This window comes from Actinorhabdospora filicis, from assembly GCF_030269765.1.
GTDB lineage: Bacteria > Actinomycetota > Actinomycetes > Mycobacteriales > Micromonosporaceae > Actinorhabdospora > Actinorhabdospora filicis.
This window is the reverse complement of record NZ_BSTX01000002.1, coordinates 985,274-1,006,136: the sequence shown is the minus strand read 5'-3', so window position 1 is coordinate 1,006,136 and position 20,863 is coordinate 985,274. Positions and strand designations below refer to the sequence as shown.

At 72.0% G+C, this 20,863-nt stretch carries 21 protein-coding genes and 1 riboswitch; of the genes, 8 read left to right on the top strand and 13 right to left on the bottom strand.

Annotated features, from left to right (window positions below; genetic code table 11):
- Window positions 1–17: 17 nt before the first annotated feature.
- The 3 genes from QSK10_RS17470 to QSK10_RS17460 all read right to left on the bottom strand — a co-directional run bounded on the left by QSK10_RS17470 (window position 18) and on the right by QSK10_RS17460 (window position 4,006).
- Window positions 18–350 carry a hypothetical protein gene (locus QSK10_RS17470; protein WP_285663896.1) on the bottom strand — a complete coding sequence of 111 codons (333 nt, stop codon included), beginning with the start codon at window positions 348–350 and terminating at the stop codon, window positions 18–20.
- Window positions 347–1,489, bottom strand: coding sequence for a MalY/PatB family protein (locus QSK10_RS17465; protein ID WP_285663895.1), 1,143 nt, complete (start codon window positions 1,487–1,489; stop codon window positions 347–349). Before QSK10_RS17465 ends, QSK10_RS17470 begins: the two co-directional genes overlap by 4 nt.
- Before the next feature lie 87 nt (window positions 1,490–1,576).
- Window positions 1,577–4,006, bottom strand: a complete 2,430-nt coding sequence (locus QSK10_RS17460) for a M4 family metallopeptidase (protein WP_285663894.1) — start codon at window positions 4,004–4,006, stop codon at window positions 1,577–1,579.
- A gap of 256 nt (window positions 4,007–4,262) precedes the next feature.
- Here QSK10_RS17460 and QSK10_RS17455 point away from each other — a divergent pair, with 256 nt between their 5' ends.
- Window positions 4,263–5,087 carry an alpha/beta hydrolase family protein gene (locus QSK10_RS17455; protein WP_285663893.1) on the top strand — a complete coding sequence of 275 codons (825 nt, stop codon included), beginning with the start codon at window positions 4,263–4,265 and terminating at the stop codon, window positions 5,085–5,087.
- A 9-nt stretch (window positions 5,088–5,096) separates the two neighbouring features.
- Here the strand turns inward: QSK10_RS17455 and QSK10_RS17450 are convergent, their stop codons facing one another.
- Window positions 5,097–6,185: a DUF5937 family protein gene (locus QSK10_RS17450; RefSeq protein WP_285663892.1), complete on the bottom strand. Its 1,089-nt coding sequence runs from the start codon at window positions 6,183–6,185 to the stop codon at window positions 5,097–5,099.
- 98 nt (window positions 6,186–6,283) lie between these two features.
- Between QSK10_RS17450 and QSK10_RS17445 the strand changes: the two genes are divergently transcribed.
- Window positions 6,284–7,603 (top strand): MFS transporter, encoded by a 1,320-nt coding sequence (locus QSK10_RS17445; RefSeq protein ID WP_285663891.1) that lies wholly within the window; start codon window positions 6,284–6,286, stop codon window positions 7,601–7,603.
- 93 nt (window positions 7,604–7,696) lie between these two features.
- On the opposite strand, the gene QSK10_RS17440 is transcribed toward QSK10_RS17445, so the two are convergent.
- Window positions 7,697–8,887, bottom strand: coding sequence for an MFS transporter (locus QSK10_RS17440; protein ID WP_285663890.1), 1,191 nt, complete (start codon window positions 8,885–8,887; stop codon window positions 7,697–7,699).
- 145 nt (window positions 8,888–9,032) lie between these two features.
- On the bottom strand, window positions 9,033–10,046 hold the full coding sequence (locus QSK10_RS17435; RefSeq protein WP_285663889.1) for a saccharopine dehydrogenase NADP-binding domain-containing protein: 1,014 nt from the start codon (window positions 10,044–10,046) through the stop codon (window positions 9,033–9,035).
- 104 nt (window positions 10,047–10,150) lie between these two features.
- On the opposite strand from QSK10_RS17435, the gene QSK10_RS17430 reads away from it, so the two are divergent.
- On the top strand, window positions 10,151–11,089 hold the full coding sequence (locus tag QSK10_RS17430; protein WP_285663888.1) for a helix-turn-helix domain-containing protein: 939 nt from the start codon (window positions 10,151–10,153) through the stop codon (window positions 11,087–11,089).
- A gap of 5 nt (window positions 11,090–11,094) precedes the next feature.
- Here QSK10_RS17430 and QSK10_RS17425 read toward each other — a convergent pair whose 3' ends face one another.
- The 3 genes from QSK10_RS17425 to QSK10_RS17415 all read right to left on the bottom strand — a co-directional run bounded on the left by QSK10_RS17425 (window position 11,095) and on the right by QSK10_RS17415 (window position 13,546).
- Entirely contained in the window at window positions 11,095–11,298 is a 204-nt protein-coding gene (locus tag QSK10_RS17425; protein WP_285663887.1) for a DUF4267 domain-containing protein, read from the bottom strand.
- A 32-nt stretch (window positions 11,299–11,330) separates the two neighbouring features.
- Window positions 11,331–12,593 (bottom strand): FAD-binding oxidoreductase, encoded by a 1,263-nt coding sequence (locus QSK10_RS17420; protein WP_432705342.1) that lies wholly within the window; start codon window positions 12,591–12,593, stop codon window positions 11,331–11,333.
- A 104-nt stretch (window positions 12,594–12,697) separates the two neighbouring features.
- Window positions 12,698–13,546, bottom strand: coding sequence for an alpha/beta hydrolase (locus QSK10_RS17415; protein ID WP_285663885.1), 849 nt, complete (start codon window positions 13,544–13,546; stop codon window positions 12,698–12,700).
- A 105-nt stretch (window positions 13,547–13,651) separates the two neighbouring features.
- Between QSK10_RS17415 and QSK10_RS17410 the strand changes: the two genes are divergently transcribed.
- Window positions 13,652–14,137 carry a MarR family winged helix-turn-helix transcriptional regulator gene (locus tag QSK10_RS17410; protein WP_285663884.1) on the top strand — a complete coding sequence of 162 codons (486 nt, stop codon included), beginning with the start codon at window positions 13,652–13,654 and terminating at the stop codon, window positions 14,135–14,137.
- A 284-nt stretch (window positions 14,138–14,421) separates the two neighbouring features.
- Here QSK10_RS17410 and QSK10_RS17405 read toward each other — a convergent pair whose 3' ends face one another.
- The 3 genes from QSK10_RS17405 to QSK10_RS17395 form a co-directional block, all read right to left on the bottom strand.
- The gene (locus QSK10_RS17405; RefSeq protein ID WP_285663883.1) at window positions 14,422–14,907 is read right to left on the bottom strand and encodes an Lrp/AsnC family transcriptional regulator; all 486 of its coding nucleotides are present in this window, start codon (window positions 14,905–14,907) and stop codon (window positions 14,422–14,424) included.
- Window positions 14,908–15,020: 113 nt separating this feature from the next.
- Complete coding sequence (locus QSK10_RS17400) at window positions 15,021–16,163, bottom strand: acyl-CoA dehydrogenase family protein (RefSeq protein WP_285663882.1); 1,143 nt, start codon at window positions 16,161–16,163, stop codon at window positions 15,021–15,023.
- The gene (locus QSK10_RS17395) at window positions 16,160–17,287 is read right to left on the bottom strand and encodes a M24 family metallopeptidase (RefSeq protein WP_285663881.1); all 1,128 of its coding nucleotides are present in this window, start codon (window positions 17,285–17,287) and stop codon (window positions 16,160–16,162) included. The genes QSK10_RS17400 and QSK10_RS17395 overlap by 4 nt, the downstream gene beginning before the upstream one ends.
- A gap of 56 nt (window positions 17,288–17,343) precedes the next feature.
- Here QSK10_RS17395 and QSK10_RS17390 point away from each other — a divergent pair, with 56 nt between their 5' ends.
- On the top strand, window positions 17,344–18,249 hold the full coding sequence (locus tag QSK10_RS17390; protein ID WP_285664467.1) for a 5'-3' exonuclease: 906 nt from the start codon (window positions 17,344–17,346) through the stop codon (window positions 18,247–18,249).
- Between the two features lie 135 nt (window positions 18,250–18,384).
- Window positions 18,385–19,308 carry a zinc metalloprotease gene (locus QSK10_RS17385; protein WP_285663880.1) on the top strand — a complete coding sequence of 308 codons (924 nt, stop codon included), beginning with the start codon at window positions 18,385–18,387 and terminating at the stop codon, window positions 19,306–19,308.
- A 41-nt stretch (window positions 19,309–19,349) separates the two neighbouring features.
- Here QSK10_RS17385 and QSK10_RS17380 read toward each other — a convergent pair whose 3' ends face one another.
- A complete protein-coding gene (locus QSK10_RS17380; protein ID WP_285663879.1) occupies window positions 19,350–19,847 on the bottom strand; it encodes an acyl-CoA thioesterase in 498 nt (165 codons plus the stop codon).
- Between the two features lie 81 nt (window positions 19,848–19,928).
- A riboswitch (cobalamin riboswitch) is annotated at window positions 19,929–20,072 on the bottom strand.
- Window positions 20,073–20,128: 56 nt separating this feature from the next.
- On the opposite strand from QSK10_RS17380, the gene QSK10_RS17375 reads away from it, so the two are divergent.
- Together QSK10_RS17375 and rpmG are read left to right on the top strand one after the other, a co-directional pair.
- Window positions 20,129–20,659, top strand: coding sequence for an O-acetyl-ADP-ribose deacetylase (locus tag QSK10_RS17375; protein WP_285663878.1), 531 nt, complete (start codon window positions 20,129–20,131; stop codon window positions 20,657–20,659).
- A gap of 32 nt (window positions 20,660–20,691) precedes the next feature.
- The gene (gene rpmG, locus QSK10_RS17370; RefSeq protein ID WP_285663877.1) at window positions 20,692–20,853 is read left to right on the top strand and encodes a 50S ribosomal protein L33; all 162 of its coding nucleotides are present in this window, start codon (window positions 20,692–20,694) and stop codon (window positions 20,851–20,853) included.
- The last annotated feature ends 10 nt before the right edge of the window (window positions 20,854–20,863 follow it).

Here is a 20,863-nt window from a genome sequence, read left to right as displayed (position 1 = left end):
TCCTTCGTGTGCCGGCCCTACAGGGCCAGCACCACGCCCATCGCCTCATTGGCGGCGTCGCCGGCCACCGGATCCAGCAGGCACCGCCGCAACGCCGTCAGCACCCGATCACGGTCCAGGCCCCCGTGGCGCACCGCCAGCTGCCCCAGCGCCCACGCCCCCACCCGCCGGATCTCGGGATCGGCACCGGCGATCATCTCCAGCGACAGCGCCTCCAGCTCGGCGTACCCGCCGCCGGCCGCGATCGCCGCGCCCATCACCTGCCCCACCCGCCCGCGAGCCACCGCCAGGCGCACCAACGCCGAACGCACCCCCGTGGGGGACGCGTCCACCGGCTCCGACCAGGTCACGACACCGCCTTCACTATCCTGTCCACCGCCTCGGCCAGCACCTCCGGCGACGTCGCCAGATTCAGCCGCGCGAAACCCTCACCCTCCACACCGAAGTGCGGGCCCGGCACCAGCGCCACACGCCCCCGCTCCAGCAGGACCTCGGCCGGATCGGCGCCCAGCCCCAGATCCCGGAAATCCAGGAACGACAGATACGTCGCCGCGGGAGCCACGAACCCCACCTCCGGCAGACGCTCACCCAGCAGCCGTGCGACCAGCGCGCCGTTACGCAACAGACTCTCACGCAACCCGTCCAGCCACTCCCCGCCCTCCTCGAACGCCGCCACCGACCCCAGCACCCCGAACAGCCCCGCGTGATCGGGCAGCTCCGGATCCAGCCCCGACACATCCGCCCCGGGCCCCGGCACCAGCAGCGCCGCCTTCAAACCCGCCAGGTTCCACGCCTTGGACGCCGAGACCGCCGTGAACGAGACCGCCGACGCCTCGGTGTCCAGCGACGCGAAGGGCACATGCGGCACGCCCGGCATCGTCAGCGGCGCGTGGATCTCATCGGCCACCACCCGCACCCCGTACCGCTCGGCCAGAGCGGCCACCGCCAGCAACTCCGCCTCCGAAAACGCCAAACCGGCCGGGTTGTGCGGATTGCACAGCAGATACGCGCTCGCTCCGGCGGCGAAATCGGCTTCCAGGCGGTCCAGGTCCAGCCGGAATCCGCGCGACTTGTCATAATCTAGCGGGCTGGACACGATGCGCCGCCCCAGATCCCGCAGCGCCCGGTAGAACGGCGGGTACACCGGTGTGGAGATGACCACCGCGTCGCCGGGCCCGCTCACCTGCTCCAGCGCCGCCGACAGCCCCGTCATCACATCCGCGACCAGCACCGGCGCGCCCGGGTCGACCCGCCACCCGTAACGGCGCTCGGCGAAGGCCGCGAAGGCCTCCGGCAGGCGCCCCGGATGCGGGTACCCGGTGTCGCCGCGCTCCACCGCCGCCGACAGCGCCCGCGCCACCGGCGGCGCCAGCTCGGCGTCCATCTCGGCCACGAACACCGGCAGGACATCGGCCGGGTACAGCCGCCACTTGACACTCGTGCGCTCACGCAACCGGGACAACGTCAGACCGGCGAGGGGATCGATCATGCGACAAGGATGCCAGCAAGATCGATGAACATAAAAGTGCCGCCGGACGCGAGACGCGTCCGGCGGCACCATCGTGCGTTCACTCGATCAGCCGGAGACGACCTGCACGTCGTCGACGGCGGCCTCGATGAGGCTGCCCGTCGAGGCGTCGGTCGCCGAGACCACGATGCGGATCGTGGCACCGGCGAACTCACTGATGTCGGCGTTGCTCAAGGCCAGCCAAGCACCGGCCTTGTTGACCGCCGAGGCCGGCACGTTCACCACGACCTTGGAGGCGATGCCCGGCGCGGTGATCGTCACCTTGAAACCATCGGCCGAGGAGGCGTTGTTCAGGTGCGCCAGGTAGTACTTCAGCGAGATCTTCGCCGCCTTGCCACCCGGAACCGCGATCGCCGGAGACGTGATCGTCGTCGTGCCGCCGTCCACGTCATAGGTACCGGCATCGGTACCCGCCGCCGCGCCCGTCACCAGGCACGTCGACTCCGTCGCGCAGTCATTGCGCTGAAGCGTCGTACCCGAGTAGCTGGTGGCCGCCGGGTCGCCGCGCTCCCACTTGCCCGCCGTGGCGGTGTCGGTGCCGCCAGCGTTAACCGTCCACCCCTTGTTCGTGGAGAAGTCGTCACCGAAGATCACCGTCGGCTGCGTCACCGTCGACACCGTCAACGAGTACGTGCGGGACTTCGTGCCCGTCTCACCGGTACCCACCACCGTGATCGTGTACGTCCCCTGCGGCGTGGCCGCCGTGGTCGTCACGTTCAAAGTCGCCGAACCCGGCGTCGTCACCGAGGAGGGCGTGACCGTCGCGGAGATGGTCGTCTGGGCAGGGGACACCGTGGCCGAGAACGACACCGTCTGCGGCGTGCCCACGTTCGTCGTCGCGATCGTCGCCGACGCCGAGCCGCCAGGCTGCACCGAACCCGACGCCGGGCTGATCCCGAAGTCGAAGTCACGGGTGTTCTTCGAGCACACCGGGTCGGAACCACCCGGAACGCTCACGCCGTCGAAGGCCGCCTTGGCGATGTTGTACTCGGTGCAGGTGGCGAACACCGGCGACGTCGCGGCGAAGTTCAGCGCCGCCTTGCGCGCCTGGGCGTACGTCCACGACGAGTTCTTCCCGTTGAGGGCGCCCATCCAGATCTTGCCCGCGCTGGCGATACCGACACCGGCCGGGATGGTGGTGCTGTTGCACGTCGTCGAACCCGGCTTGCCCGCGCCACCGGGCGCGGTGCCCTCGGCCGTCAGGTAGAACCAGTGGTTGATCGGACCGGCCGCCGCGTGCACCTCGGTGCTCGGAATCGACGTCGACCAGCAGTTCGGGTCGCCCTCGGCGCCCGGGTTGGGCATGTTGCGAATCGGCGCGCCCGGGGTCAGCAGACCCGCGGCCTCACCCACCAGATAGTCCGGCGAGTCATTACCCGACGCCACCGGCTGGTTGTCCCACCACTCGGTCAGCGCACCGAAAATGTCACCGGTGCCCTCGTTGATGCCACCGGTCTCATTGCCACCGGAGGAACCACCGGGCGTGGTCTGGAAGATCGCGTGCCCCAGCTCGTGGGACACGATGTCGATCGAGGTCAGCTGCCGCTGGTTGTCCTGCGAGTGACCGAAAGTCGCCGAACTGCCGTTCCAGTACGCGTTGACGTCGTTCAGGTTCACGAACAGCGGGAACGCCCCACCGGTGCCGTTGATGCCGTTGCGGCCGACCCAGCCGGCCAGCATGTCCCACTCCTGGCCCGCGGCGTACATCGCGTCCACACACGCCGTCACCAGGTCGGTGCCGGTACCGGTGCCCCAGGTGTCATCGGCATCGGTGTAGACCGCACCGCCCTGGGGAGCGCACGACAGACCCGGCCGGGCCGCGTCGCGCATGATGTAACCCGAAGGGCTGTTGGGCGAGGTACCGAACTGGACGGTGCCGGGACGACCGTTGTAGTACGTGTTACCCGTACCCGCCTTCACGTCGTCATAGACGGCCAGTTCCTTACCCGAGTCGGCATCGGTGTAGATGGACCGCAGGATCGGCGCGCCGTCCTCGTCCACCCCCGCCACCTGGCTGACATAGGCCAGCGCCGGGGCGTCGCCGTGCGCGAAGACCACCAGGCGAGCCGTCGCCAGCGCGTCCTCGGCCGTGGAGTCCTTCGCCGAGCGATCCGCCTTGGTGTCGGCCAGCGACAGCTTCGCCGTCTGCGCCACCGAGGTGTACAGCACCGTCCCGGCATCGTTGGTCGCGATCACGAAGTCGCCGCCCACGACCGGAATCCCGTCATAGGCGCGCTCATAGGAGATGAAGTTGAGCCCGAGCGAATGCTCCGACTTCACACGCTGGAAGGTGTCATGCGAGCCGACGTACAAATCGGCGGCGCGCGAGTTGACGTACGCGTCGGCGGCCTGGGCCGCAACGGCTAATACATTCGCCTGCGGTGTGGCCGCGGGCCGCGGATCGGCGGAGGCGACGGCGCTTAACGTGACGCCTGCGCACAAGCCGAGTGCCGCGGCGGCCACGAGAGTGCGTCTCATGGACCGACTCCATTCATGTCGGGGCCCGGGCTAGCGGGCCGGTAACCCCGCAATCTGTCGGAATCGCACAGAAACTGTCAATCACTGCGGACCCATCGTCAGTCAGCGAATACCCAACGTTCGCTCAGGGCACCAACAGTCGCCACCGGTTCCCGATAAGGGCGACATCGACGCAGGCCCACCACCCACCACCCACGACTACCGAACATGAACACCGTTTCGAACACCCTTGGTTACCCACAAGTAGTATTCGAACGTGACCACCCCATACGCCCAGGACCACATCCAGCACGACGGCCACCGCCTCGGCGTCCACCGCTACCCCCAAACCAACGGCCCCAACATCCTCATCCTGCCCGCCATGGGCGTCCCCGCCGGCTACTACCGCCCCTTCGCCCAAGCACTCGCCGCACACCGGCTCACCGTCGCCGTCACCGACCTGCGCGGCACCGGCAGCTCCACCCCGCACCCCGCACGCGGCCACGACTACGGCTACCCCGAACTCGTCGACGACGTCCAAATCCAGCTCACCCACCTGCGCGAGCACTTCGCCGGACGCCCCGTCCTCCTCCTCGGCCACAGCATCGGCGGCCACCTGGCCACCCTCCACCTCGCCGGGCAAGCCGACCCCGCCGTCCACGGCATGGCCCTCGTCGCCAGCGGCATCCCCTGGGCCGCCCTCCTCGGCTGGCGCGGCCCCCTCGCCCACGCCTACGCCGCCGGCGTCCTCGGCACCGCCCGCACCCTCGGCTACTGGCCCTGGAAGGGCACCACCGGACGCCAGCCCGTCGGCGTCATCCGCGGCTGGGCCCACGCCATCCGCCGCGGCACCCTCATCCCCCTGCCCGGCCGCGACCTCGCCGCCGTCAAGGTCCCCGTGCTGTCCATCAGCATCGACGGCGACGGCTTCACCCCCGCCGTCACCGGCAACTACCTCACCGACCAGCTCACCGGCACCACCACCGTCCGCCACCACTACACACCCCACGAAGCGGGCGTGAAGAAACTCGGCCACATCACCTGGGCCCGAGCCGCCGGACCACTCGCCGCGCGCATCGCCGACTTCGCACGCGCCATGTGAGCACCCCGCTCACCGCAGCACCGCCGCCAGCACATCACCCCCCAACGCCGCCACATCCCCAACATTGGCGACGTAACGCACATAACGTCCCTCCCGCCGGCCCGTCACCAAACCCGCCCGGCGCAACACCGCCAAATGACGCGACACCTCCGGCGCCGAAAGCCCCCACGCACCCGCCAGCTCACCCGTGGTGTGCCCACCACGAACCAGCGTCCGCAACAACCGCAACCGCACCGGATGCGCCAACGCCTCCAGCCGCCGCGTCACCACCTCCAGCGACACACCCTCCCCAGGCGGCCCCACCTCCGCGACCGGATACTGCACCACCGGCCGCCACCCCACCGCATGAACCACCACCACATGCGGACGACCGAACACACTCGGCAAAAACGTGACTCCACCACCACGAGCCGAAACCACACCGTCCTGCAACTTGTCCACCACGATCGCGCCCCCACCCGGAGCCAACGACACCGCACCCGACACCCCCGCCAGCGCCGCCCCGACCCCCCGGCGCCGCAACAGATCCCCCTTCACCCGCGCATCCCCCGCCAACCGCACCACCACCCCCTCCCAGGCCGCGTCGAAAAACGCCCCCGCGCACTCCTCCAACGTCCGCCGCACCCGGGCCCGCACCCCCACCGGATCCGCCAGCAACCGCTCCGCGAAAGCCTCCTGCAACCCACCCCGAGCCTGCGCCAAGCCCAGCGCACGCTCACGCGCACCCGCGTCCACCAACGGCGACCGCCCACCGAAACGAACCCGATCATTGCCACACGTGGTAACCAGCGCCGCCGCCACATAAGCCTCATCACCGATCCGGTCCACATCGTCCAGCTCCTCGGCCAAAGACCCCCTCGCACGAGCCGGAACCAGAAAATCCGCCCGCGAAGAACGCCACAGGAACTCCGCCTCCCGCAACCGCTCCGCCAACTCCGGCCGCAACCCGGCCCACACCTCCCCCGCCCACCCCGCGAACAACGGATGATGCGCGGGCTCGGCCAGCACATGCAACATCGCCGTCAACTCCGCCAGCGGCGAAACCCCGAACCGCAACCCCTCCACCGGCACACCACCGATGTCGATCCTCAACACCATCCCCCCATGATCACCCCCCACCCACCCCACCACCCAACCGCTTGACCAACACCGTCAACCCAACGGCCAAACCAGACCAGCCGACGCACCGTCACACCATGACCAGCACCAAACTCCACCCCCGCACCCTCATCCACGCCACCGGAGGCCCCCGCTACGCCATCGCCCTCGCCATCGACGCACTCGGCACCGGCCTACTACGCCCCTTCCTCCTCCTCTACGGCATCACCGCACTCGAACTCTCCGCCACCACCACCGGCACCACCATGACCATCGGCATCCTCATCGGACTCACCACCACACCCGCCATCGGCCGATGGCTCGACCACGGCGCACGCAGCACCGTCGTCGCCACCTCCATGCTCATCCGAGTCCTCGGCGTGGCACTACTACTCACCACCCCACCCGGACACCTCTGGCCATTCGCCACCGCCGCCCTCCTCCTCGGCATCGGCAACCAGACATGGCCCACCGCCCACGCCGCCCTCGTCACCACCATCACCCACGGCCACCAACGCGACACCGCGCTTGCGGCCGGCCGAGCCCTGCGCAACGCGGGCCTGGGCGTCGGCGCCCTCCTCGCCACCGCGTGCCTGGCCGGCGGCACCACCGCGCTGCGGGTACTGGCGGCCGCCACCGGGCTCGCCTATCTCGCCGCGGCCGCCCTGACGTGGTCGGTCCGCCTGCGCGCGGACACCGCCACCACTCCGGCCACCGGCGCCGACGCCGGTCCCGCGCCACGGATGCGCGCGCTGCTGGCCGCCAACGTGGTCTACGCCTTCTGCCTCAACATCTTCGAAATCGCCGTCCCCCTGGTGCTAGTGACCGGCCTGCACGCCTCCCCGGTGTGGTCGGCGGCCATCTTCGTGGCCAACACCGTGCTGGTGGTGACCCTGCAGGTCCCGGTCACCGTTCTGATGTCGCGCTTCTCCCGGCGGACCGTGCTGGCCCTCGCCGGTGCGGTCCTCACCGCCTCCTACCTCGGCTTCCTCGCCGCCACCGCACTGGGACGCGACTGGGGTCCCCCGGCCTTCGTGGCGGTGTCCGTCGTCTGCACCATCGGCGAGATCATCTACACCGGCAGCGCCACCCCTCTCGTGGCAGCCCTCGCCCCGAGCCGTGTCCTGGGACGCTCCCTCGCGCGGCTCCAGCTCTCCACCGGCTTCGGCCTGGCCGTCTCCCCGGCGGTCATCACCGCACTGGCGCCGCACGGCCCGGTCGCCCTCTGGGGCGGTCTCGCCGCCGCGACCCTCCTGTCCACCTCCGCCATCGCACCCCGCCGCGCCAAGAGGACCACCGCGTTAGAGCCATCCCCCCGCGCCGGAAGCCCCGATGATCACGGCGCGCCCGGCGCGCTTTTGATCGGAGAAGGTTTTGTGGCTGCAGAGGTCGACTGGCCGGGCAAGTATTTGACATAACCCTCCATTATCGATAAAAAAATTCGAGGGGTCATGGAGACATTGTGGATCGTGGGGGTGTGCCCTGCTCCCCGAACGCTCCTGCCCGCTCCCTCACGCCCGTCGTGGCCGCAACCAGCGCCACACGCCCGCGTCGTAGCCGATGGACAGGGCCCCCGCCAGGACGAGGGGCGCCGAGGCCGGCACCGCCGCTCCGGCCAGCAGCGCGGCCGAGGCGAGGGGGCTGGCGCACACCGCGACGCTGCGGGCCACGCTCGTCAGGCTCGCCGCGGCGGTGCGGTGCGCGGGCGTGGTGATGGTGGCGACGAAGGCCTGGCGCGCCGGTACGTCGATCTTGGACAGGACGGCGGCGGCCACGGTGAATCCGGGCGCGAAGGGCAGGCACAGCAGCAGCACGTTGGCGGCGGCGTGCGGGACCAGCATCGTGCGCAGGAGACCGAACCGGCCGGCGAAGGACGGAGCGGCCAGCGCCGACAGCGCCGACAGGAGGTTCGTCGCGGCGAACAGCAGGCCGAGCGCGGCGGGACCGGCGCCGTAGTGCTCGTGCAGCCACCAGGCGAGCATGGTCCGCACCGCCAGTCCCCCGGCGAAGGCGTCGACGGCGAACAGCCCGGCGAGCAGCCTCATCCGCAATGGGAGACGCTCCGGGGGCCCGGGCGAGCGGCCGGGTGCGGTGGCTCGCGGGGCCTCGGCGTCCGGTGACAGCATCGCGCAGACGGCCAGGACGGCGAGGGCCAGCAGCGCGTACACGCAGAACCCGAGGTCCCCCGCCGAGACGAATCCGGCCTCGCCGAGCGCGGCGGCGAGCAGGCCGCCGAGGGCCCCGGCCAGCAGCGCGAGGAAGTTGCAGGCGGTGAACGCGCGGGTGTGGGCGCGTTCGGGCACCGACTGGGCGAGGATCGCCTGCTCGACGCCGCTGAAGGGCGTGTTGTCGTTGGTGGAGGGCGACACGGTCCCGGCGAAGGCCGCCAAGAGCAGCATCGGGAACGACTCGCACACCGCGAAGACGCATCCGGCCGCGGCCATGAGGGCGGCGCCGGCCATCAGGGCCCGGCGGCGGCCCCAGCGGTCGGCGTAGAGGCCCATCAGGACGCATCCGGCGACCGATCCGGCCGCGGCGACGGCGATGAGCACGCCGACCTCGGCGGGGGTGCGCCCGTCGTCGAGGAGCATCCCGGCGAGCAGGACGCTGGTGGTGCCGAAGGCGAGGGTGCGCAGGGCACGGGCGAGGACGACCAGGCGGGCGTCGCGCGTGACGGCCGGTGCCGATTTCAGCCGCACCACGGGCGAAGCCTGGGGAATGCCGCTTACGGTGCGATCCTCATCGGGGCGTGGCGCGAAGGAGGCGGCCGCGCGTTCCCCGGAACGTGCAAGGACCGTCCCCTGCTCACCAAGTGGGGAGTGGGTTCGGCCCCACTCCCCCGGGCCGTCAGTCCTGGAACTCGACCTCGATGTGCGGCGACAGGGCCCGCAGGAAGTCCGCCGCGTCGAACATCGCGCCCGCCGAGGCCACGCCGCTGACCTTGGCGCGGCCGGACAGCAGCCGCTCCACCGCCTCCGCGGCCAAGGGCGCGGTCACCGCGTAGGTGTCGCGTCCCCGCGCGATCGCGCGGCGCTCGACGCCGCCCGCGCGCACCCGCACGTCCACGACGAAGGTCTGGTTCGAGCGGCCCGAGTCGTCGGCGGCCACCGGCGTCGGGGTGTCCTTGTCGGCGATGTCCCCGGCGGCCTCGGCGCTCATGTAGGTGCGCACCTCGGGCACCGCGAAGTGGCTGGGGACGGTCACCACGTCGGCCATGGTGAACTCGGCGACCACGTCGCGCTCCCCCAGCGGCTCCGGGAACGACCACTTCTGCCGCAGCAGGTCCTCAGCGTGGTACTCCAGGGCGCCCTCGCGGAACCGCACCCGCTTGCCGCCACGGCGCTCCACGGAGACCGCGCCGGCCACGCGCGAGCCCTCGGTGGGGTGCCAGCCGTTGAGGCCGTAGGCCACGTGCACCTCGTCGGCGGCGGTCCACTCCCCCATCAGCGCGGTGACCAGCAGGTCGCCCAGGCCGCCGTAGAAGGCCATCGCCGGGACGATCGGGGTGGTGGCGCCGGCGTTGTCGGCGAAGGTGTCGGCGTTCGCCTCGATCTCGGCGGCCACGTCGACGTAGGGGATGCCCGCGCGGGCCGCCGCCGCGGCCACCGGCCCGGCGGTGGTGGCGAAGGGACCGGCGGTGTTGACCACCGCGTCGGCCCCGGCGAGGGCCCGATCGAGCGCGGCCGCGTCGTCGGCGGTCGCCGGGCGGATGTCCGCCCCGCCGATCTCGGCGGCGTAGGCCTCCAGCCGGGCGGCGTCGCGTCCGGAGAGGATCACGCCGAAGCCGCGCTCGCGCAGCTCGGCGACCATGAAGCGGCCGGTGTGTCCCGTCGCGCCGTATACGACCACGGTGTTGCCCATGAGGGGTCCTCTCAGCGGTGCTGTCGATCTCGTCGCCGCAAGCTTCACACGTCCTTGATCACGACGTCATTGTCCGAAACGACGAGCACCGTACACTTTCGGACATGCACACCGTCGCGATCCTCGCCGCCGGGGAACTCCTCCACTTCGAGCTCGGCGTCGCCCACGAGATCTTCGGCAATCCGCCGCAGGAGTCCGAGGGCTGGTACGACGTGGTCCTGTGCGGGCCCGGGCCCGTGCGCGTGGGGCCGTTCACCGTCGAACCCGCCGCCGGGCTCGCGCACGCCTCGACCGCCGACACGGTGGTGGTGCCCGCCCTCGCCGACCCCGGCACCGTCCCGGACGACCTGGTGGCGGCGGTGCGCGCGGCACACGAGGCGGGCGCGCGGGTGGCGTCCCTGTGCACCGGCGCGTTCGTCCTGGGCGCCGCCGGGCTCCTCGACGGGCGCCGCGCCACGACCCACTGGGCGCACGCCGCCGACCTCGCCGCGCGGTATCCGGCCGCCCACGTCGACGCCGACGTCCTCTACACCGACAACGGGAGCGTCCTGACCGCCGCCGGGAAGGCCGCCGCCGTCGATCTGTGCCTGCACATGGTCCACCGCGACCACGGCGCCGGGATCGCCAACTCCGTGGCCCGCCGCCTCGTCGCCCAGCCGCACCGGCCCGGCGGGCAGGCGCAGTTCGTGAGCACGCCCCTGCCCGCCCGTGACGACCACCGGCTGGCGCAGGTGCTGGCGTGGGCCCAGGAGCACCTCGACAAGCCGATCACCGTCACCGACCTGGCCCGCCGCGCGCACACCAGCCCCCGCAACCTCGGGCGGCAGTTCCACGCGCTGCTGGGGGTGACACCGCTGCAGTGGCTGCTGACGCAGCGGGTCCGGCGCGCCCAGGAGCTGCTCGAAGTCAGCGACGAGAGCATGGACGCCGTCGCCCTGGCCACCGGGCTGGGCACCGCGGCGACGCTGCGGCGGCAATTCAAGCGTGTGGTGGGCGTGCCGCCCGACGGTTACCGGCGCACCTTCCGGGCGGCACTGCGCTGACCCGGTCAGGCGGCCGGCACGACCCAGTCCAGCAGGTGAGTGGTCCCGCCGACCGGCACGACTAGGATCCTCAGGCCCGCCCCGATGTCGCGGACGCCTTTGACGCTCGGCCGAACACGGAAGGCCGGGTCGCCGGTGGGGCCGTCCGGGATGCCGAAGCCCGCCGCGCCCCGTGGCGCCCAGAAGAAGCCGGTGCCCATCACGGTCACGGCCGCGCCAGCGAGCCCGGCATGACCGTCTCCTAGTCCCCGCCCGGCACCCGGCCGGGCGGGATGTTGTGGTTGAGCCGGAAGGTGTTGCGCGGGTCGTAGACGGCCTTCAGGCCGGTGAGCCGCTCGTAGTCGGCGGGGCTGTAGGCCGAGCGCACCTGACCGGCGGCGTCCCGGCCGTTCATGAAGTTCAGGAACCGGCCGCCGGTGCTCCACGGGGCCATCGCGGCGAACAGGCGCGTGTGGGCCCGGCGGATCTCGCCGGTGCCGGAGTGCTCGATCCGGGACACCACATTGAGCAGATGGCGCGCGTCGCGATTGCCGACGGCGTTGGGTACCGCCGGTGGGCGGGCGAGCCCGCCACCGAGGTGGCGCAGCTCCACCACGTGCGGTACGGGCGCGTGCGGCCCGGCCAGGGCCAGGACGGCGTCCAGCGCGGCCGGGCCGAGCTCGCCGAGCATGGCGGTCCCGGACTCGGTGGCGCCGGGCGCGACGGGGTCATTGTGGATCGACCCGGCCTCGGTGTAGGGCAGCACGCGCAGGGTGTCCATCAGCGGGCCGAGCGTGCGTAGCGGCACCACGAGCCGCTCCCCCTCAGCGGGGTCGCCGGGTGCGTGGGCGATGCGGATCTGGACGGTGTGGCGCCCGCGCATCGGCTCCGGGATGGAGGGGCAGTCGGGTGTGGCGATCAGCGCGATCGAGGAGTTCATGACGTCCGGGACGGTCGCGGTCCACTCAAGGTAGGCGGCGAACACGTCGGCGGCCCGTTCGGCCGGGAAGACCAGCACGCCGCCGTACACGACGGTGACCGGCATCAGGTCGATCGCCATCGAGGTGACCACGCCGAAGTTGTCACGGCCGCCGCGCAGGGCCCAGAACAGGTCCGGCTCGCGGTCGGGGGTGACGTGCCGCAGGCGGCCGTCGGCCGTCACGACGTCCAGGCTCCGCACGTGGTCGGCGGCGTAGCCGAAGCCGCGGGACAGCAGGCCCAGGCCGCCGCCGAGGGTGTAGGAGACCGCGCCGACGTGCGGGGCGGAGCCGGACAGGGGTGCCAGCCCGGCCGGTGCCGCCGCGTGGACGACCTGGTCCCAGCGTGTTCCGGCGGCCACCCACGCGGTGCGGGCGGCGGCGTCGATCCGGACGGCGCTCATGCCCGCGGTGGTGATCAGGACGCCGCCCTCGGCGGCGACGGCGGCCGTGGCGTGCCCGGTGCCCTGGACGGCCACCGGGAGCCCCCGGTCAACGGCGTAGCGCACGGCCGCCTGTACGTCGGCGGGCCCGGTGGCGGCGAAGATGAGGTCGGGACGGTGCGTGCGGGCGGTCTGCTAGCCGGCGCGTTCGGTGTCGTAGCGCTCGTCGTGGGGTGCCAGGACGGGCCCGGTCACCTGGTCCAGGAGGTTCATGCCGCCGCCTTCTCGTCGTGGAGCCGGGTGGACAGGAAGCGGCCGGCGCGCTCCAGCGCCGCCACCGCCTCGGCCGAGGTGCCGTCGTGCTGGAAGACGTGCGGCTGCCGCGCGGCGACCTCCAGGGTCACCGTCACCTCGTCGGCCGCGGCCCGTCCGGCCAGGCGGACGGCGTCGTCCAGCAGCAGCTCGCTCGAACCGGCCTGGATCAGCAGGGGCGGCAACCCGGCGAGGTCGGCGAAGAGCGGGCTCGCCCCGGGTGCCGCGGCCTCGGCGCCGTCGAGGTAGCGCTCGAAGAACCACCCGAGATCGGCCGGGGTGAAGATCGGGTCCACGCCGTCCTTGGTGCGCACGCTCGTCCCGCCGAGGGTCAGGTCGGCCACCGGTGAGAACAGGACCGCGGCGGCCGGCATCGGCAGCCCCTCGTCCCGGGCGCGCAGCATGGTGACAACGGCCAGCATGGCACCGGCGGAGTCGCCCGCGAGCACCAGCCGTCGCGGGTCGGCGCCGGAGTCCAGTAGCTCGCGGTAGGCCGCCAGGCAGTCGTCGGGCGCGGCGGGGAAGGGGTGCTCGGGCGCCAGGCGGTAGTCGAGCGAGACCGCCCGGCCGTCCAGGTGGCGCAGCAGCTCGGCGGGGAGGTGCGCGGTGGCGCGCGCCGAGCCGACCACGAAGCCCCCGCCGTGCAGGTAGAGCAGCACGTCCTCCCCCGCGACGCCGGACGCCGCCGGGCGCAGCTCCAGCGCGGGCCGACCGCCGAGCGTCGTCTCCGACGCGGTGACGTGCGCGGGCAGTGGCCGGGTGAACAGGTTCGCGAAGTGCTCGCGCATTTCTGGGATCTCGGGCATTTCATCCTCCGGAAAACTTTAGTCATGTTCCCTGATAGTCAGGTGACCGTATCATCTCTCCTGATATTGTCAAGGCGCCTGATCAATCAACGGGAAGGGCCGGCGATGACGCGATCCGAGACGAGCGAGAGGCGGGAAGGGCCCGGACTGCCACTGTCCGCGCTGCTCACCCAGGCCAGGGACATCGTGCTCAAGGGACTCCACGAGGAGCTGGCCGAAGAGGGATTCGAGGGGATCCGCTCCGTCCACGGCTCCGTCTTCCGCAACATCGACGCCGGGGGCTCACGACTGACCACGCTCGCCGAGCGCGCCGGGCTCACCAAGCAGGCGATCGGCGAACTCATCGACGACCTTCAGAAGCACGGCTACCTGGAGCGGGTCGCCGACGAGGCCGACCGCCGCGCGAAGATCATCCGGCTGACCGGCGAGGGCAGGGCGGCCCAGGCCGCGGCGGTCCGGATACTCGCCGACATCGAGCGGCGATGGTCCCGGGCGCTCGGAGAGGAGCGGGTCGCCCAGCTCCGGGAGTCCCTGGAACGCGTCATCGCCCTCGAATCAGCCGCCCCTCCCCCGCGGACCTCTCCGCGATAGGCACAGACCGGCCGTGCGGGCCCGATCAGCGGGCCGACAGCCCACCGGGGTCCGTGCCGCTTCCTTCTGATCGCGTGGCTTTAGGACCTTGAGATGTCGGCCATGTCGCGGCGAGGTGACATAACTATCAATTATCCATCGAATGTGAGAGTCCGGCTTCCACTCCCGTCACCGTGATCCACGCGCTCAGGCGGCGGGCCGTCCGGTGCGGCCACATGAGAACGGAGCGGGCCCCGATCTCCGGGACCCGCTCCGTGGTGACGGCTCTTGAGTGTCCTGCGGGGTCAGTGCCCCCGTCCCGCTCCCCCTAACGGGGTCTTCTTCGCCCCGTCCAGGTTGGGCACACGGCCCTCGTACGGCGTGGACAGCACGATCGTGGTGCGGTGGGTGACGCCGGCCTCCGAGCGGATGCGCGCCAGCAGGCGCTCCAGCGCGGTGGGACCGTTGACGCGCACCTTGAGCAGGTAGAAGTCCTCCCCCGCGACCGAGTGACAGTCCTCGATCTCCGGCAGTGCCGACAGGCGCTGGGGCGCGTCGTCGTCGGCGGCGGGGTCGATGGGCTTGATCGCCACGAAGGCGGTGAGCGGCAGTCCGGCCTTCTCGTAGTCGAGGCGCGCGGTGTATCCGAGGATGACGCCGCGCTCCTCCAGCCGCTTGACGCGCTGGTGCACCGCTGAGGTGGACAGGCCGACGCGTTCGGCGAGTTCGGTGTAGGACATGCGGCCGTCCGCGGTGAGCGCGGCGACGATTTGGCGGTCGAGGTCTTCCACGCCTCAACGGTACCGGCGTACCGGTTCGGGCACGCGGGCGATGCGGTGGTGGGTGTGTGGACGAACGGGTGGTAACGCGGCGGGGAACGGTGTGGCTCCCCGCCGCGGTGGTCCTACTTGCCCATGGCGCGGGCGATGACCATGCGCTGGATCTGGTTGGTGCCCTCGACGATCTGGAGGACCTTCGCCTCGCGCATGTAGCGCTCGACGGGGTGGTCGCGGACGTAGCCGTAGCCGCCGAGGACCTGGACGGCGTCGGTGGTGACCTTCATGGCCATGTCGGTGGCGAAGAGCTTGGCCTGGGCGGCGATGACGCTGTAGGGGCGTCCGGCGTCCTTGAGGCGGGCGGCGTGCAGGACGATCTGGCGCGCGGCGGTGATCTGGGTGGCCATGTCGGCGAGCATGAAGCCGACGCCCTGGAAGTCGATGATGCGGGTGCCGAACTGCTCGCGGTCCTTGGCGTAGGCGGTGGCGTAGTCGCAGGCGGCCTGGGCGAGGCCGACGGCGCAGGCGGCGATGCCGAGGCGCCCGGCGTCCAGTGCGGACATGGCGATGCGGAAGCCGGTGCCCTCGTCGCCGATGAGGCGTTCGGTGGGGACGCGGGCGTCGTCGAAGGCGATGATCGCGGTCGGGGAGGCGTTGAGGCCCATCTTGCGTTCGGGCTTCTGGGGGTTGATGCCGGGGGTGGCGGCCTCGGCGAGGACGCAGGAGATCCCGGCGGCGCCGGGTCCGCCGGTGCGCGCGAAGACCTGGTAGAAGTCGGCGACTCCGGCGTGGGTGATCCACGCCTTGGTGCCGCTGATGACGAAATCGCCGCCGTCGCGGACGGCCTTGGTGGTGAGGGCGGCGGCGTCGGAGCCGCCGGCGGGTTCGGTGAGGCAGTAGCCGCCGAGGAGTTCGCCGCCGAGCATGTCGGGCAGCCAGCGTTCGCGCTGTTCCGGGGCGCCGTATTCGGCGAGGGGGTAGCAGGCGAGGGTGTGGACGCTGACGGCTTCGGCGACGGTGAGCCAGCGCTGGGCGAGGGTCTCCAGGACCTGGAGGTAGACCTCGTAGGGCTGCCCGCCGCCGCCGTGTTCCTCGGGGTACGGGAGTCCCAGAAGCCCGGCGCGGCCGAGGGTGCGCAGGGCCTCGCGGGGGAACTCTCCGTTCTCCTCGGCGGCCTCGGCGCGGGGCGCGAGTTCGCGGTCGGCGATGTCGGCGGCCAGGTCGAGGATGGCGGCCGCTTCGTCGGTGGGGAGCAGGCGGTCGGTGGTCACAGGACGGTCACCTCGGTCGGGAGGATGTCCAGGCGCGTGACACCTTCCTCGGTGCACACCACGATGTCCTCGATGCGCGCGCCGTGGCGGCCGGGAAGGTACACGCCCGGTTCGATGGAGAAGGTCATTCCGGGGGTCAGCACGGTCTCGTCGGTGGAGACGATGTAGGGCGCCTCGTGCCCGTCGAGGCCGATGCCGTGGCCGGTGCGGTGGGTGAAGTACTCGCCGTAGCCGGCGTCGGTGAGGACGGCGCGGGTGGCGGCGTCCACGGAGGCGGCGGTGACGCCGGGGCGGACGGCGTCGACTCCGGCCTGGTGGGCGGCCTTGAGGGCGCCGTAGTAGGCGGTGAAGTCGGCGGGCGGTTCGCCGATGCTGTAGGTGCGGGTGCAGTCGGAGCCGTAGCCGGAGGCGACGGTGCCGCCGATGTCGACGACGACGGGCTCGCCGCGTTCGATGACGCGGTCGGAGACGCCGTGGTGGGGGCTGGCGCCGTTGGGGCCGGAGGCGACGATGACGAAGGAGACGGCGGTGTGGCCCTCCTCGATGATCGCGGCGGCGATATCGGCGGCGACCTCGCGTTCGGTGCGGCCGGGGTGCAGCCACTCCCCCATGCGGGCGTGGACGCGGTCGATGGCGCCGGCGGCGCGGCCGAGTTCGGCGATCTCGGCGGCGTTCTTGACCATGCGCATGGGGTTGACGACGGTCCCGGCGAGGGCGAGGCGGGCGCCGTGGACGGCGTTTTCGATGCCGTGCCAGTGGGCGGCCCACATGCGTTCGGCGGCGCCGAGGACGCGGTTCTTTCCGTCCAGGTGCTCGTCGAGGTGGGCGGCGAGGAGGGCGTAGGGGTCCTCGCCGTCGATGTAGTCGGTGAGGGACACGCCGACGCCGGGGAGCGGGCTGTTCTCGGCGAGCGGGCGTTCCAGGCGTGGCACGATGAGGGCGGCCGGGCCGGTGGCGGGGACGACGAGCGCGGTGAGCCGTTCTGAGGCGTGCGCGTCGTATCCGGTCAGGTAGCGCAGTTCGGCGCCTGGGGTGATGACTAGGGCGTCGAGCCCGAGGGACGCGGCGGCCTCGCGGGCGGCGGCGATGCGTTCGGGCGTGTACAGCGACTCTGCGGCACTCACGCTGGGGAGCTTAACGGTAGTTCAGGCGCGGTGTCTGGCAGGCTGGCGGTGTGCTGATGATTGTGGACGCACCCGGTCTGTGGTTCCGGTCCTTCTACGGCGTGCCCTCCTCGGTGCGCGCCCCGGACGGGACGCCGGTGAACGCGGTGCGTGGATTCGTGGACGGGCTGGCGACGCTGATTCGCGCGTACGGGCCTTCGGAGCTGGTGTGCGCGGTCGATCTGGACTGGCGGCCGCAGTGGCGGGTGGATCTGCTGCCCACCTACAAGACGCATCGGGTCGCCGATTCGGGCGAGGAGGAGGCCCCGGACGAGCTGGGGCCGCAGGTGGAGGTGATCGTGGAGGTGCTGGCCGCCCTGGGCGTGCCGGTGGTGGGTTCGGCGGGTTTCGAGGCCGATGACGTGCTGGCGACGCTGGCGGCGCGGGCGTCGGGTCCGGTGGACGTGGTGACGGGTGACCGGGACCTGTTCCAGCTGGTGGCCGACGCGCGCTCGGTGCGGGTGGTCTACATCGGGCGGGGCATCGGGAAGGCGGAGGCCTTCGACGCGGCGGCGGTGCGGGAGCGGTTCGGTGTCGAGCCGGGTCAGTACGCCGATTACGCGGTGCTGCGCGGTGACCCCTCGGACGGGCTGCCGGGCGTCAAGGGCGTCGGGGACAAGACGGCGGCGCGGCTGATCACCGAGTTCGGTTCGCTGGACGGGCTGGCCGCGGCCGCGGCGGAGGGCGCCAAGGGCGTCACGCCGCGGGTGCGGACGTCGCTGGCGGAGGCGGCCGGCTATCTCAAGGCCGCGCCGACGGTGGTCCGTACGGTCGCCGATGTGCCGTTGCCGGAGGTGGACGGGACGCTGCGGGCCGAGCCGGCCGATCCGGTCGCGCTGGAGGCCCTGTCGGCGCGGTGGGGCATCGGGAGCCCGCTCGGGCGGTTCCGGGCGGCGGTGGAGGGCGTCCCGGCGTCCTCCTGAAAGGGCTGCTTCCTCAAAGGGCTCCTCTTCCTCAAAGGGCAGTGGATCATCTGAAGCCGCCGGTGGGCCGGTTCGGCTCACCTAGGCTGCCTGCAAGCCCCCTGATCAGCGAGGGAACAGGCAGGGAGGATCCACATGCGATTGCTATCCAGGCGGATGGCCGCGGCGGCGGGGGCGTTCGCCCTCGCCGCGGGCGTCGCGGCCACCGGTGGCGTGGTGCCGGCGGACGCGGCGGGACCGGTCGTCGAGGCGCGGTGCGCCGATCCGGGGGCGCGGTTGCTGCCCGGGGCGGGGGCGCGCGACCCGAACACGATCGGGGCGGCGGAGCTGGCCGCGCGGGAGGACGAGCTGGCCTCGCGGCTGGCGAAACTGGGGCGCCCACCGACAGAAGGCCCGGTGGTGGTGGAGACGTGGGTGCACGTCATCACCCCCGACGGGACGACCGGTGACGTGCCCGACGCGCAGATCGACGAGCAGATGGACGTGCTGAACACCGCCTACGCCGGTGGCACCGGCGGCGCGCCGACGCCGTTCCAGTTCGTGCTCGTGGGCGTCACGCGCACGCAGAACGCCGGCTGGTACGGGGTCACTCCCGACACCGCCGAGGAGCGGGACATGAAGGCGGCGCTGCGCGAGGGCGACGCCGGGACGCTGAACCTGTACACGGCCGGGATCGGCGGCGGGCTGCTGGGCTGGGCGACGTTCCCCGACCGCAACATCGGCTCCGACGACGGTGTCGTGCTGCTCAACTCCAGCCTGCCGGGCGGGTCGTCCACGCCCTACGACGAGGGCGACACCGCCACGCACGAGGTCGGGCACTGGCTGGGGCTCTACCACACGTTCCAGGGCGGGTGCGCCACTCGCGGCGACCAGGTCGCCGACACGCCCGCCGAGTCCGAGCCGCAGTTCGCGTGCGCCGACCGGGACTCCTGCCCGCGCAAGCCGGGCTGGGATCCGGTGCACAACTTCATGGACTACACCCCCGACGCGTGCATGTACGAGTTCACGCCGGGGCAGGCGCAGCGCATGGCCGACCTGTGGGCGGCCTACCGCCAGTGACGGTGAGTGCCGGGGGCGTCCGCACCGGACGCCCCCGGGGCTCAGGCCGCGTCCTGGAGGGCCGCGCGCAGGGCGAGGCGGTGGGTGCGGCGGATCTCGGCCTCGCGGTTGCGGCGCACGTCGGCCGGTGAGGTCAGCGCCAGGGGCGGCACCGGGCGGGGGTGGCCCTCGTCGTCGACGGCGACCATGACCAGGTGCGCGGTGGCGACGGTGGTGGGCGGGACGGAGGCGTCCCAGCGGTCGGCGGTGACGCGGACGGCGACCTCCATGGAGGACCGCCCGGTCCAGGTGATCTGGGCGTCGACGTGGACGACGTCGCCGACGCGGACGGCGACCAGGAACGCCGTCTCGTCCATGGAGGCGGTGACGGCCGGGCCTTCGGAGTGGCGGGCGGCGACGACCCCGGCGACGGAGTCGATGAGTTTGAGGATCACTCCCCCGTGCACGGTACCCATCAGGTTCGTGTCGTGCGGGGACATGATGCTGGACATGGTGACCCGCGACGCCGATGGCGGGCGGGCGATCTGGAGGGCGGTCATGCCGCGTTCCTTCCCACGAGAACGGTCATGAGACCGGCGGCGGGAGGGGCTGGAATGCCGGGGCCGACGGTCACCGCGCCGGGTCGGCGCGGGGCGCGGGCAGGTATCGGGCTCACGAGGTCCTCGTTCACCGTTGCGGGGCAGCCCCGGACTCACACCGGGTTCCCTCTTGCGGCGGCCGCTCCACGGCACGGGAGCGGACGCACCAGCGCCATGATCATGGTAGCCGCGCGGGGGTCTGCCAGGATGGTGCCGTCGGTCACCGGGACGGGAGGCACACGATGGTCACGGTCGAGCTGGTCCAGGGCGACATCACGCGTGAGCGGGTGGACGCCATCGTCAACGCGGCGAACTCCTCGCTGCTGGGCGGCGGCGGGGTCGACGGCGCGATCCACCGCGCGGGCGGCCCGGAGATCCTGGCGGCCTGTGAGCAGCTGCGGCGTTCCCACTACGGGCGGGGGCTGCGCGAGGGCGACGCGGTGGCCACGACCGCCGGGCGGCTGGAGGCGACGTGGGTGATCCACACCGTCGGGCCGGTGTGGTCGCCGTACGGGGCCGAGCCGGAGGTCCTGCGCTCGTGCTACCAGCGGTCCCTGGAGGTGGCCGCCGGGCTCGGTGCCCGGTCGGTGGCGTTCCCGCTGGTCTCGGCGGGGATCTTCGGGTGGCCCGAGGACGACGCCGCGCGCATCGCGCTGGAGGTCCTGGCCGCCGGGGTCCCCGAGGTGCCGCTGCGGCGGCTGGTGCTGTTCGGCGAGGAGACCTACGCCACGGCCGCGCGCGTGTGGGCGGGAATAACCAGTGGACGGAAATGATTATCGTCTTCGGATTCGAAGGGAGCTCTCCGATGGCGAACGACATCCGCCCGGTGGTCAAGCTGCGCAGTACCGCAGGCACCGGCTACACCTACGTGACCCGCAAGAACCGCCGCAACGACCCCGACCGGCTCGTGCTGCGCAAGTACGACCCGCTCGCCGGACGGCACGCCGAGTTCCGCGAGGAGCGCTAGACCCGGAAGG